This window comes from Xenorhabdus sp. PR6a (assembly GCF_028599065.1).
GTDB classification, from domain to species: Bacteria; Pseudomonadota; Gammaproteobacteria; order Enterobacterales; family Enterobacteriaceae; genus Xenorhabdus; species Xenorhabdus doucetiae.
The window spans coordinates 37371-49874 of sequence record NZ_JAQRFJ010000021.1 but is presented as its reverse complement, the minus strand read 5'-3'; the positions used below and the strand labels follow the sequence as shown (position 1 = coordinate 49874).

The 12504-nt window shown below is 44.9% G+C and carries 12 protein-coding genes and 1 rRNA gene; 3 read left to right on the top strand and 10 right to left on the bottom strand.

What is annotated here, in order from left to right; translation table 11 throughout:
• Positions 1-110: 110 nt before the first annotated feature.
• Positions 111-226: ribosomal RNA gene (rrf, locus tag PSI15_RS08070) — 5S ribosomal RNA — on the top strand.
• Between the two features lie 79 nt (positions 227-305).
• Here rrf and actP read toward each other — a convergent pair.
• The 3 genes from actP to acs all read right to left on the bottom strand — a co-directional run bounded on the left by actP (position 306) and on the right by acs (position 4363).
• On the bottom strand, positions 306-1967 hold the full coding sequence (gene actP / locus PSI15_RS08065; protein ID WP_273583075.1) for a cation/acetate symporter ActP: 1662 nt from the start codon (positions 1965-1967) through the stop codon (positions 306-308).
• Positions 1964-2275 carry a DUF485 domain-containing protein gene (locus PSI15_RS08060; RefSeq protein WP_273583074.1) on the bottom strand — a complete coding sequence of 104 codons (312 nt, stop codon included), beginning with the start codon at positions 2273-2275 and terminating at the stop codon, positions 1964-1966. Before PSI15_RS08060 ends, actP begins: the two co-directional genes overlap by 4 nt.
• A 132-nt stretch (positions 2276-2407) precedes the next feature.
• Positions 2408-4363, bottom strand: coding sequence for an acetate--CoA ligase (gene acs / locus PSI15_RS08055; RefSeq protein ID WP_273583073.1), 1956 nt, complete (start codon positions 4361-4363; stop codon positions 2408-2410).
• 373 nt (positions 4364-4736) lie between these two features.
• Here acs and sodA point away from each other — a divergent pair, with 373 nt between their 5' ends.
• Both sodA and yiiM read left to right on the top strand, forming a co-directional pair.
• Positions 4737-5363, top strand: coding sequence for a superoxide dismutase [Mn] (sodA, locus tag PSI15_RS08050; RefSeq protein WP_273583072.1), 627 nt, complete (start codon positions 4737-4739; stop codon positions 5361-5363).
• Positions 5364-5491: 128 nt separating this feature from the next.
• Positions 5492-6181 carry a 6-hydroxyaminopurine reductase gene (yiiM, locus tag PSI15_RS08045; RefSeq protein ID WP_273583071.1) on the top strand — a complete coding sequence of 230 codons (690 nt, stop codon included), beginning with the start codon at positions 5492-5494 and terminating at the stop codon, positions 6179-6181.
• A 36-nt stretch (positions 6182-6217) separates the two neighbouring features.
• Here the strand turns inward: yiiM and trpS are convergent, their stop codons facing one another.
• From trpS to aroK, 7 genes are all read right to left on the bottom strand, one after another.
• Entirely contained in the window at positions 6218-7252 is a 1035-nt protein-coding gene (gene trpS / locus PSI15_RS08040; RefSeq protein WP_273583070.1) for a tryptophan--tRNA ligase, read from the bottom strand.
• A 4-nt stretch (positions 7253-7256) separates the two neighbouring features.
• Complete coding sequence (locus PSI15_RS08035) at positions 7257-7979, bottom strand: phosphoglycolate phosphatase (protein ID WP_273583069.1); 723 nt, start codon at positions 7977-7979, stop codon at positions 7257-7259.
• Entirely contained in the window at positions 7979-8653 is a 675-nt protein-coding gene (gene rpe, locus PSI15_RS08030; protein WP_273583068.1) for a ribulose-phosphate 3-epimerase, read from the bottom strand. Before rpe ends, PSI15_RS08035 begins: the two co-directional genes overlap by 1 nt.
• A 58-nt stretch (positions 8654-8711) precedes the next feature.
• Entirely contained in the window at positions 8712-9530 is an 819-nt protein-coding gene (gene dam / locus PSI15_RS08025) for an adenine-specific DNA-methyltransferase (RefSeq protein WP_273583067.1), read from the bottom strand.
• A gap of 84 nt (positions 9531-9614) precedes the next feature.
• Complete coding sequence (locus PSI15_RS08020) at positions 9615-10601, bottom strand: SPOR domain-containing protein (protein ID WP_273583066.1); 987 nt, start codon at positions 10599-10601, stop codon at positions 9615-9617.
• 143 nt (positions 10602-10744) lie between these two features.
• On the bottom strand, positions 10745-11839 hold the full coding sequence (gene aroB, locus PSI15_RS08015) for a 3-dehydroquinate synthase (RefSeq protein WP_273583065.1): 1095 nt from the start codon (positions 11837-11839) through the stop codon (positions 10745-10747).
• A gap of 45 nt (positions 11840-11884) precedes the next feature.
• Positions 11885-12406, bottom strand: a complete 522-nt coding sequence (gene aroK / locus PSI15_RS08010; protein ID WP_038237472.1) for a shikimate kinase AroK — start codon at positions 12404-12406, stop codon at positions 11885-11887.
• Positions 12407-12504 lie beyond the last annotated feature (98 nt).

The window sequence follows — 12504 nt, the reverse complement described above, 5'->3', positions numbered from 1 at the left end:
CCGTGCGGCTTAACCTGACAACACCGAAGGTGTTTTGGGGTGATTGAGAGAAAGACGAAAAGTTTCAAATAAAAATTTAACAGCTTGTTCGGGATTGAAAACAGGATTTGTCTGGCGGCAATAGCGCGGTGGTCCCACCTGACCCCATGCCGAACTCAGCAGTGAAACACCGTTGCGCCGATGGTAGTGTGGGGCCTCCCCATGCGAGAGTAGGGCACTGCCAGACATCACTTTAGCCAAAAAAGCCGTCCGTCACCGGATGGCTTTTTTGCGTTTGGGACAAAATCGAAATAATTAACTATAAGTTAATGCGCTTTCCCTTGTTCGATTCCAATACCCGTTTGTGAACGAATAAACTGACCACGAAACAGTGCCTTTTCCCGTGTTCCTTGCTCCGATGTATCCGTAATCGAGACTAACCAGGCTCCGATAAATGCGATAAACATAGAAAACAGGGCCGGATACTCATAAGGATAAATGGGCTTCTCATGACCAAGAATGCTGACCCAAATCGTAGGCCCCAGGATCATTAATATAACCGCTGTCAGTAACCCTAACCATCCACCAACCAACGCTCCACGTGTAGTCAGCTTGCTCCAGTACATTGATAATAAAATAATAGGGAAATTACAACTTGCAGCAATGGAGAAAGCCAAACCGACCATAAAGGCAATATTTTGCTTTTCGAACAAAATGCCTAAACCAATAGCAACTAATCCCAAAATAACAACGGTGATTTTGGAAACTTTTAGTTCATCTTGCTCATTAGCTTGCCCCTGTTTAATCACATTAGCATAGAGGTCATGAGATACGGCGGAAGCGCCTGCTAGTGTCAACCCCGCGACCACAGCCAAAATAGTGGCAAAAGCAACAGCCGAGATAAAGCCAAGGAAAAAATCACCGCCAACAGCATTTGCCAGATGGACGGCAGCCATATTGGTACCACCAATTAATGCCCCAGTTGCATCTTTGAATGAAGGATTGGCGCTGACCAGTAAAATTGCCCCGAATCCGATAATAAACGTCAGGATATAAAAATAACCGATAAAGCCAGTTGCATAGAAAACACTTTTACGGGCTTCTTTAGCATCACTGACAGTAAAAAACCGCATGATAATATGTGGCAATCCCGCAGTACCGAACATCAATGCCAATCCTAAAGAGAGTGCAGAGATAGGATCAGAGACCAATCCCCCAGGACTCATGATGGCAGGCCCTAGAGAGTGCACCGCAATGGCTTCTTTAAACAGGGTATCAAAATTGAAATTGACGGCTTTCATGACCATCAGGGCCATGAATGTTGCCCCGGCCAGCAACAGAACCGCTTTAATAATCTGAACCCATGTCGTCGCCAGCATTCCACCAAACAAGACATAAAGCACCATCAAGATACCGACCAAAACAACAGCGATGTAATAATTCAGTCCGAATAGCAACTCGATAAGTTTCCCTGCTCCAACCATCTGGGCGATTAAATATAATGCAACAACAACCAATGAACCCATTGCGGATAAGGTACGGATGGGGCGCTGCCTCAGCCGATAAGAAGCGACATCTGCAAAGGTGTAACGCCCTAAGTTTCTTAATCTTTCGGCAATAAGGAACAGAATAATTGGCCAGCCAACGAGGAAGCCAATGGAGTAGATTAGTCCATCATAGCCAGAGGTATAAACTAACGCTGAAATTCCCAGAAAAGAGGCTGCTGACATATAGTCACCTGCTATCGCCATACCATTCTGGAATCCAGTGATACGCCCGCCAGCGGTATAATAATCTGAGCGTGAAATAGTCCGCTTGGAAGCCCAATAAGTGATACCAAGCGTTAACCCAACGAATAACAGGAACATGATAATTGCCTGAATATTCAAGGGTTGTTTTTCTACATTACCAGAAAGGGCATCAGCTTGAGCCAGGAGAGGAAAGAGGGAGGAAAATAGAGGTATTGCTAACAATACGATTTTTTTCATTTTCTCACCTCGTTGAGAATCGTTGATGTCAGACGATCAAACTCACTATTCGCCCTGATTACATAGATCCCTGTCAGTATGAAAGAGATAAAGATGATCCCGATCCCGACGGGGATCCCTCTCGTCATACTGGTGTTTTCATAAAGTGGTGTGCCAAGCCATTCAGGATCAAAAGCAATCAGGAAAATAAAACCAACATAAATCAATAACATGATGATAGATAACAGCCAGGCAAAACGTCCTCGCTTCTTAACTAACTCCTTAAAGCGGGGATTATTTTCAATCTCTTGATAAATGTCGTCACTCATTGGAGTATCTCCGTGTTAGTTTTAAACGGCACACTATCAGTCACATCATCCTTGCACGGCTTGTCCTTTTGTTGGTGCTACGTTATCTAAGCCAAGCCGCCTTGCGGCGGCCCTTATGTTTTACGAAATGGTTTACGACATGTTGATAGATTGTTTTTCTTCCAGCAGTTTTTCAACAACAGCCGGATCGGCCAACGTGGAGGTATCTCCTAAGTTGCTGGTATCACCAGAAGCAATTTTGCGCAAAATACGCCGCATGATCTTTCCGGAACGCGTTTTGGGCAGAGAGTCTGTCCAATGCAGAATATCGGGGGTTGCAATGGGGCCGATTTCTTTACGAACCCAGTTTCTAACCTCGGTATAAAGTTCAGGGGAAGGCTCTTCACCATGAATTAGCGTGACATAGGCGTAAATAGCTTGCCCTTTAATATGATGAGGGATGCCAACAACAGCCGCTTCAGCGATTTTGGGGTATGCGACCAAGGCTGATTCAATTTCCGCGGTACCCAAACGATGGCCTGAAATATTCAGGACATCATCAACGCGGCCAGTGATCCAGTAATAGCCATCTTCATCACGCCGGGCGCCATCGCCACTGAAATACATTCCCTTGAACGTGGAAAAATAAGTTTGCTCAAAACGCTCATGGTCGCCATACAAAGTTCGCGCCTGTGCTGGCCAGGAATCCGTGATAACAAGGTTACCTTCACTCTCTCCGGCCAAAATTTCCCCGGAATTATCCACTAAGGCCGGACTAATACCAAAAAATGGCAGAGTAGCGGAGCCGGCTTTAAGGTCGGTAGCTCCGGGCAACGGTGTGATCATGAACCCACCCGTTTCAGTTTGCCACCATGTATCTACGATAGGACATTGACTATTGCCTATTTTTCGGTAGTACCACTCCCATGCTTCTGGGTTAATGGGTTCACCAACCGATCCCATAATGCGCAACGATGTGCGTTGAGTCCCTTCTATGGCCTTATCCCCTTCGGCCATTAATGCTCTGATGGCGGTTGGTGCAGTATAAAGAATATTAACTTGATGCTTATCAACGACCTGACAGAGACGGTTAACATCAGGATAGTTGGGCACACCTTCAAACATCAATGTTGTGGCACCACAAGACAGAGGCCCATACAGCAGGTAGCTATGCCCTGTTACCCAGCCGATGTCGGCGGTACACCAGTAAATTTCACCGGAGCGATAATCAAACGTGTATTTAAACGTTAAAGATGCGTAGACCAGATAACCGCCCGTCGTATGCAGGACGCCTTTAGGTTTACCTGTAGAGCCTGAAGTATAAAGAATGAATAAGGGATCTTCGGCACCTATCTCTTCGGCGGGGCACTCGTCATCAACACTCTCGATCAGTTCATGCCACCATAAGTCCCGGCTGTGATGCCAGTTTTTAGTATTTCCGGTACGCCTGAAAACAACTACATTAGTCACGCCAGTGACGTCTGGATTGTTCAGTGCCTCATCGACATTTTTTTTCAATGGAATTGTTCGGCCTGCCCGCAAACCTTCATCCGCAGTAACCACGAGCTTGGCATTGGAATCGATAACCCGCCCAGCGATGGCATCAGGCGAGAAGCCACCAAAAATCACGGAATGGATCGCTCCGATACGGGCACAGGCCAACATGGCAACCGCCGCTTCTGGCACCATGGGCATATAGATGGCAACAACATCGCCTTTTTTGATCCCCAATTTTTTCAACACATTGGCGAATTGGCAAACGTCGTGATGTAATTCTCGATAGGTAACATGTCGTGATTCTGCGGGATTATCGCCCTCCCAGATAATGGCCGTTTGATCGCCACGCTCTTGCAAATGACGATCAAGACAGTTGGCACTTAAGTTCAGTGTGCCATCTTCAAACCAGCGGATGCTGATATGCCCAGGATCAAAAGAAGTATTTTTGACCTTGGTGTAGGGCCTAATCCAATCAACGATTTTACCTTTCTCACCCCAGAAGCCTTCTGGATCTTGTAATGACCATTGGTAGTCTTTCAGGTACTGTTGTTTGTTTATCAGGGCCGTATCTGCAATATCAGCAGGAATAAGATGCTTGATTATTTGAGTCATATTTTTATCTCCTTGCAATTGTTAATACTATGTCAAAACAAGGTTAACTAAAGTGTAAGAAGAGTTTTTGTTTCTTTTTTGCGCGGAAGATCACGCAATAAAGAGAATGAATTTCACGGAATGATCATTTAATGCTTTTGCTTTCAGCAAGACTAAGTAGTGAGTTTATTATTTTAACTGGATCAATATCTTATTATTTTTGTTTTTATTGATACTTTTATCTAAACAAATGCGTGAAACGTGAAGGTATGAAAGGAAACCATAGAGATATCATGGAATTGATAATCATTTTCATTATTGCTCAATTCACTATAATAATCATGCCGTTCACAAGGTGTGAGCTTTATATATTCTAAACAACTGGAGATATGATATGAGCTATTCATTGCCTTCTCTACCTTACTCTTATGATGCACTAGAGCCTCATTTCGATAAACAAACGATGGAAATTCATCATACTAAACACCATCAGACGTATGTCACTAACACGAATAATGCTCTGGAAGCCTTCCCGGAATTAAGCAAACTTGATATTGATGATCTGATCAAGCAGCTTGATAAAATTCCAGCCGACAAACGCACTTTTGTTCGCAACAACGCAGGTGGTCACTCAAACCACAGCTTGTTTTGGAAAGGGCTAAAATTAGGCACAGTATTGGATGGTGCTTTAAAGGCTGCGATTGAGCGTGATTTTGGCAGTGTTGACAGTTTCAAAGAAAAATTTGAGCAAGCAGCAGCAACGCGCTTTGGTTCTGGCTGGGCATGGTTGGTGCTGAAAGAAGATGGCAAGCTTGCTGTTGTTTCAACCGCCAACCAGGATAGCCCGCTTATGGGTGAGGAAGTCGCAGGTGCCTCTGGTTACCCGATAGTGGGTCTGGATGTCTGGGAACATGCTTATTACCTGAAATATCAGAATCGCCGTCCTGATTACATCAAAGCATTTTGGCACGTAGTCAATTGGGACGAAGCAGCAAGGCGTTACGAAGAAAAAATTAAGTAATCCATTCAATGAGTTTACGCAAGAATGCTGGTCATCGCTGTGACCAGCATTTTTATTGCGCGTAATCTTGGCTATTATGCCAAGGGAATGCTGGCTCATCTTCACCCGCTCATTGAGAGGAAACAAAAATGTATTACCCACAAGTATATCGAGGCAAAATATTATCGTCAGAAACGCTGGGTTTTAGTGCGATCAATAAGCTGGTGGTGAATGGCCGTTTACAGTTAACCTCTCTTGGGCTGGAAGGGGATGAGCAAGCGGAAACGCGTTTTCACGGTGGGCCTGATCGGGCACTTTGTCATTATCCAAGAGAGCATTACCTATTTTGGCGGAGGCAATTCCCTGAATTGACCGAATTGTTTGCATCCCCTCTGTTTGGAGAAAATATATCCACAGAAAGTCTGACAGAAGATAATGTCTATATTGGTGATATTTTCCGATGGGGTGAAGCTTTGATTCAAGTCACTCAGCCGCGTTCTCCTTGTTATAAACTCAATCTTGTTACAAATATCAGTGATTTTGCTGCGATGATGCAAAATAATGGTCGTTGTGGCTGGTTATACCGGGTTATCTCTTCGGGGTTGGTCAGTGCGGGTGAACCGATAAAATTGTTAAGCCGCAATAGTGATGTTTCGGTTAAGGAAGCCTTATCCATTGCTTTTCATAACCCCTTTGATGAAGAGCTGTATCGTCGCTTAATGGGGGCTGCTGGATTGTCTGCAAGTTGGAATCTGACAATGCAAAAAAGGATATTGTATGGAAAAATTGAAGATTTTAATCGTCGCTTATTTGGGAATAAAAATAATGCCAAAGAATAAATTAATACCCTTTGGCATTCACATAAGAATAAATAGTTATGGATGAGCGATAAACCCTACCGCTTCATAAACCTTATCCAACGTTGCCTGAGCACGAGCCTGGGCTTTAGCTGCCCCGTCTGCCATGATTTGGTTCAGTAATGCTTCATCATTACGGAAATGGTGGAAACGTTCCTGTAAGCCAGTCAGCATTTCACTTACAGCATCTGCAACAGCGCCTTTCAAATGGCCGTACATTTTACCTTCAAACTCAGCCTCTAATTCAGGGATTGTTTTACCGGTTACACCAGCAAGAATATCCAACAAATTGGAAACACCGGGTTTGTTTTCCAGATCATAACGTACACGAGGCGGTTCATCAGAATCGGTAACTGCGCGTTTGATTTTCTTGACGACAGATTTAGGATCTTCCAACAGGGCAATCAGGTTATTGCGGTTATCATCCGATTTCGACATTTTCTTATTCGGATCTTGCAATGCCATCACGCGGGCGCCGCCTTGTGGAATGAATGGCTCTGGAACCGTGAAAATATCACCGTATAAAGCGTTAAAACGCAGTGCCAAATCACGGGTCAATTCAAGATGTTGTTTCTGGTCAATGCCTACAGGGATCTGGTTGGCCTGATAAAGCAAAATGTCAGCAGCCATTAAGACCGGATAATCAAACAAACCGGCATTGATATTTTCTGCATAACGGGCTGATTTATCCTTGAACTGAGTCATACGGCTAAGTTCACCAAAGTAAGTATAGCAGTTCAGCACCCAGCTCAACTGGGCATGTTGTGGGACATGCGACTGAACGAAAATAGTGCTTTTCTTTGGATCAATGCCACAGGCAAGATAAAGTGCCAGCGTATCCAGTGTGCGGTTTTTCAGCTCATTGGGATCTTGACGCACAGTCATAGCATGCTGGTTAACGATGCAGTAGATGCAATCATATTCATCTTGCATTTGAACCCACTGGCGTAACGCCCCCATATAGTTACCGATGGTTAATTCACCGGAGGGTTGTGCGCCGCTGAATACAATAGGTTTTTGGGAGTTTGGTTTCATGACAGTGGGTTCATTCATTTTATTAAGCGTCCTGTATTTTCAGAGTAGATAAGGGTTCCAAAGTGGATAGCCCAATAGTTGGGAGTAAATCCGAAAAATGGTCCAATACATAATTTGGCTGGCTCAATGCTATCGATTCTCCGTAGTTATATCCATAGGTTAAGCCAACACAAGGGCAACCCGCGGCTTGTGCTGCCAAAATATCATTACGGGAATCACCAACAAAAAGCAATTCTTCTTTATGCAGACCAAACATCCCCATTGTTAGATAAAGTGGTGCGGGATGAGGCTTTTTCTCTTTAACATCGTCACCGCCCAGTACCAATGAAAAGTATTCACTGATACCTAATGATTCCAGCAATGGCGCAACAAAGGGGGTTGGTTTATTTGTCACAATCGCCATTGGCAAAGGGTATTTTGCCAGTTCTGCTAAAGTCTCTTTGACGTGAGGAAACAGTTGGCTGCCCGTGGTTACGCTGGTTTCATAATATTTATCAAACAGCTTGCGTGTTTCATTATGCAATTCGGGAGACAGTTCTGCCCCCGCCCACGTTAATGCACGTTCAACCATGACATCAGCGCCGTTGCCAATCCAGACAGCAACGCGTTCTTTACCCGCAGCGGGTAAGCCTTTGGTATTCAGGGCTTGATCCAAAGCCTCAGCCAGACCGCCCGCACTGTCCACCAGAGTGCCATCCAAATCAAATGCAATGGCCCGAATCCCTTTTACGACGTTATTTTTCATTATGCTGTCTTCGATAATTCGCGGCGCATCTCATCAATAACCGCTTTATAATCTGGCTGACTGAAAATAGCGGAGCCGGCAACGAACATATCCGCACCGGCCTGAGCAGCCTCAGCAATATTATTGGGCTTGATGCCGCCATCAACTTCAAGACGGATATCATAGCCGCTGTCATCAATAATTTTGCGTACCTGACGCAGTTTTTTCAGTGTTTCTGGAATAAAAGACTGGCCGCCGAAACCAGGGTTGACGGACATCAACAGGATCACATCCAGTTTATCCAATACGTAATCAAGATGGCTAAGGGAGGTTGCTGGATTGAAGACCAAGCCCGCTTTACAGCCATGTTCCTTGATAAGTTGCAATGTGCGATCGAGATGTTCACTCGCTTCAGGATGGAAAGTGATGTAGGTTGCACCCGCCTTGGCAAAATCAGGAATAATGCGATCAACCGGTTTTACCATGAGGTGAACATCAATGGGCGCAGTGATGCCATAATCGCGTAGAGCCTGACAGACCATCGGGCCAATCGTCAAATTGGGCACGTAATGGTTATCCATGACATCAAAGTGCACAACATCAGCACCGGCTGCCAAAACCTTGGCGGTATCTTCACCTAAGCGAGCAAAATCTGCGGATAGAATGGATGGGGCAATCAGAAAGTCTTTCTTCATTGTTATCTTCTCCAATTCATTGTTTTATCCCCGTTATTTCAGGGGCCAGAAACCTCAATCACTTCTGGCAGTATAACGCCAAAAGCTCATCAACTTTACTTCGGGCAAGAATATTTCTACTGATTGTCCGGCGGGCCTTAACAATGTAAAGGGAAGCCTGATAGTACCATTCCCGTGTCATTGGCGTGTCATGGTTGGAGATGAGCACTGGAATACCTTTTTGCGACGAGAGATGATAGGCGATATTCGCCAGATTTTCCTGATCGAGAAGGTTAAAACTATTTGTATGGTAGGCGGTAAAATTAGCTGTGGCCGAAAGCGGGGCATACGGGGGATCACAATAAACTACCGACCCCTTTGAGGCATTGTTCAATGCGATTTCGTAATGCTGGCAGACAAAAGTGGCTTTTTGGGACTTTTCTGCAAACCAGTAAAGTTCATCTTGAGGAAAATAAGGTTTTTTATAACGCCCGAAAGGAACGTTAAACTCACCGCGTGAATTATAGCGACAAAGACCGTTATAGCAGTGACGGTTCAGGTAAAGAAACAGCATACTGCGACGAAAGGGATCTTTGCTTTTGTTGAACTCTTCCCTCAGGCGATAGAAGTTTTCGGCAGTGTTGAACTCCGGTGAGAATAATGGACGGACATGAGTAATGAATTCATCCGCCCGAGATTTTACGGCATTGTACAGATTGATCAGATCGTTATTGATATCTGACAAAATGTAAGAATCATAATCGGTATTGAGAAATACCGAGCCTGCGCCAACAAATGGCTCAATCAAGCAATCGCCCTCTGGCAGATGACGTTTAATATCATCTACCAAGGGATATTTTCCACCGGCCCATTTTAAGAAAGCGCGTTTTTTTTTCATGCCGTCAAATAGTTATTCAATAATTTCAGAGCCGCAGATTGTACTCTGTTTAGGACAGCATATCAGCGCCTAATCAAAATAGTTTTATTTTTTCAGATCTTGCTGAACTTGTTGTAGTTTTCTGACCCAAGGTTTTTTGGCCTGAACTTCTGCCGGCAGTGAGGAAATGGCGCTTTTAGCCTCAGAAACAGAACCATAATTACCGTGGATCAAGATAAACCAAGGTTTACTATCGCGTTTGGTTTCATAAACCTTGTAATTAGCAAGGTTATTTTTTTTCGCGAAAGCGGTTAAGGTATCAGAACGGCTGGCACTACTCAATTGTAGTGTGAATCGATTTGCAGATGCTTTCAGCAGATCACCACCAGTATCAGCGGCACCCTTTCTATCGGTATGACGACTATTCGTTGTGTTAGTCGTTGTTTTGGCGTGATTATCTTCTCTACTCTTATTCTCTGTTTTGGGTTTTTCTATTTTCGGTGGTGTAACTTTTGACGGTGCAACCTGTTCCGGTTTATTTTGCCCAGAAGGTGGCGTTACCGTCGGTTCAGTGGGTTTAACCTGCGGTTGCGTCAGATTGTTTTGCACCGAATGATTAATCTGACTTTGCTGTTGATTCAAAGCATCAGTAATATCGCCGGGTAACTCTATGCGCTGGTTATAGCCGCCTGTTCCGGTTGCAGGGGGAAGATCTTTGCTTGGGGTGCTGCTAATGGGGGGCGGACTAATTTCACGAGGAGCGCCATGCGTTGTCGGTTCTGACGGTTTTTCTTGTTCACCGTCAGAGGGATTGGAAGAAAGTGAAGAAGAGCCAGACAGGTCGATACTCTTTTCTGCTGCATTTGAAGATTGCTGTTTTTCATGCTCAGTGGGTGATTTTAATGCGGAACTGATAGCAATAATTAGAAGCAAAAGCACCAGAATGCCAATACCGATCATCATTTGCTGGCGGGAGATGGCGAATTTAGATTGATTGAAGGGACTTCTGGAGCGCTGAGGGCTGCGATCAGAAGTATCCGGCTTTAATTCATTTTCTGTTTTTTGTTTGTTTTCTGATTTTAATTCGTCCATATACCCTCCCGACAGAGCCACTCAACAGAGATAGAACTGCCAATTGTTATTTAAGCGGTTTGGCAGTCTGACCTAACTAAAACCGATAATGTTTTATTTAATAATGTCGCTATTTTATAGCATAACAGATAGAGAATAATTCATCATATTGATGTCTGACATAGACGGATGGCATCCAATATCACTTCTTTCCCGATATCAGAGCGAAGTTTTGCTTCCCCGATCGCGGTCGGCAGAACCAGATGCAGTTTTCCGGCAGACACTTTTTTGTCACGCATCATATGAGGTAAATAGACATCGGGGGACATGGCTTCAGGGCCATTCACCGGTAATTTTGCCCGCTCCAGCAAGTGAATGATACGTTGGGTATCCTGTTTTGAGAATGTGCCGACCCGTTCGGATGCCCTGGCTGCCATCACCATACCCGCAGCAACAGCTTGACCATGCAGCCAGACGCCATAACCCATTTCAGCCTCAATCGCATGCCCAAAGGTATGACCGAGGTTTAACAGCGCACGCATCCCACTGCGCTCTTGCTCATCAGCCGCGACAACCAACGCCTTAAGTTCGCAGCAACGACGGATGCAATAGGCCATGGCTTGGCTGTCGAGGGCCAGTAATTTCTCAATATTTTCCTCAAGCCAGTGAAAGAACTCGCCATCCAGAATAATGCCGTATTTAATGACTTCAGCCAGACCTGAATACAACTCTTGAACCGGTAATGTTTTCAGACAATTGAGATCGACAACAACTGAGGCAGGCTGGTAGAAAGCGCCTATCATGTTTTTGCCGAGAGGGTGGTTGACCCCTGTTTTTCCACCGACGGAAGAGTCAACCTGAGAAAGCAGTGTGGTGGGTAGTTGGATGAAACGAACGCCGCGTTGATAGCTAGCCGCGGCAAACCCCGTCATATCACCGATTACACCACCACCAAGGGCGATAAGTGTTGTGTCACGACCATGATTATTTTCCAACAAGGCGGAAAAAATGTCATTGAGCACGAAAAGTGATTTGTGCTGTTCACCGTCAGGTAAGATAACTTCATTTACCCGAAGATCCATTCTCTGCAATGTGGATTTCACCTGTTCAAGATACAGGGGAGCAAGCGTTTCATTGGTCACTATCATGACCTGCTGACCGGCTTGCAGGGGCTTGAATACCTCACTGTCAGAAAATAGCCCTTTGGCTATGGTAATTGGATAGCTTCTTTCACCTAACGTAACAGTCACTTGTTCCATATCAGCTTTCGCCTTATCGTTTGCCGCTGTGCGGACGCGATATAATCAGTTTTTTTCCAGTAGTTCAATGATTTGGTTAGCGACGACTTTGGCGCTTTGCTCATCCGTGCGAATAGTCACGTCAGCAATTTCCTCATAAAGAGGATTGCGCTCATCAGCCAAGTTTTCTAAAACTTCTCGTGCTGGTGCATCAACTTGAAGTAAAGGGCGTTTTTTATCGCGCTGGGTACGAGCTAACTGTTTTTCGATGGTTGTTTCTAAATAGACGACCACACCACGGGCAGACAGGCGATTGCGGGTTTCTTTCGACTTAACAGAACCCCCTCCGGTAGCCAATACGATGCCTTGTTTTTCAGTCAGTTCGTTAATTATTTTTTCTTCGCGGTCGCGGAAGCCTTCTTCGCCTTCCACATCAAATACCCAGCCCACGTCAGCTCCGGTACGTCGCTCAATTTCTTGATCAGAGTCGTAAAACTCCATATTGAGTTGCTGAGCTAACTGACGACCAATAGTGCTTTTGCCGGCACCCATAGGCCCAACCAGAAAGATATTGCGTTTCTCTGCCATGTTTTTGGTATTACTAAGACTGTTTGTTAATGATAACCCGCCCCGCCAATCAGATTAGCCACGGGACCTAAACTGAAACCTCATGAGTGAGAATGTGA

Bases quoted from the DNA above. Each gene is read 5' to 3' on its own strand.
- actP (WP_273583075.1), bottom strand. From the start codon at position 1,967: ATGAAAAAAATCGTATTGTTAGCAATACCTCTATTTTCCTCCCTCTTT.
- PSI15_RS08060 (WP_273583074.1), bottom strand. From the start codon at position 2,275: ATGAGTGACGACATTTATCAAGAGATTGAAAATAATCCCCGCTTTAAG.
- acs (WP_273583073.1), bottom strand. From the start codon at position 4,363: ATGACTCAAATAATCAAGCATCTTATTCCTGCTGATATTGCAGATACG.
- sodA (WP_273583072.1), top strand. From the start codon at position 4,737: ATGAGCTATTCATTGCCTTCTCTACCTTACTCTTATGATGCACTAGAG.
- yiiM (WP_273583071.1), top strand. From the start codon at position 5,492: ATGTATTACCCACAAGTATATCGAGGCAAAATATTATCGTCAGAAACG.
- trpS (WP_273583070.1), bottom strand. From the start codon at position 7,252: ATGAATGAACCCACTGTCATGAAACCAAACTCCCAAAAACCTATTGTA.
- PSI15_RS08035 (WP_273583069.1), bottom strand. From the start codon at position 7,979: ATGAAAAATAACGTCGTAAAAGGGATTCGGGCCATTGCATTTGATTTG.
- rpe (WP_273583068.1), bottom strand. From the start codon at position 8,653: ATGAAGAAAGACTTTCTGATTGCCCCATCCATTCTATCCGCAGATTTT.
- dam (WP_273583067.1), bottom strand. From the start codon at position 9,530: ATGAAAAAAAAACGCGCTTTCTTAAAATGGGCCGGTGGAAAATATCCC.
- PSI15_RS08020 (WP_273583066.1), bottom strand. From the start codon at position 10,601: ATGGACGAATTAAAATCAGAAAACAAACAAAAAACAGAAAATGAATTA.
- aroB (WP_273583065.1), bottom strand. From the start codon at position 11,839: ATGGAACAAGTGACTGTTACGTTAGGTGAAAGAAGCTATCCAATTACC.
- aroK (WP_038237472.1), bottom strand. From the start codon at position 12,406: ATGGCAGAGAAACGCAATATCTTTCTGGTTGGGCCTATGGGTGCCGGC.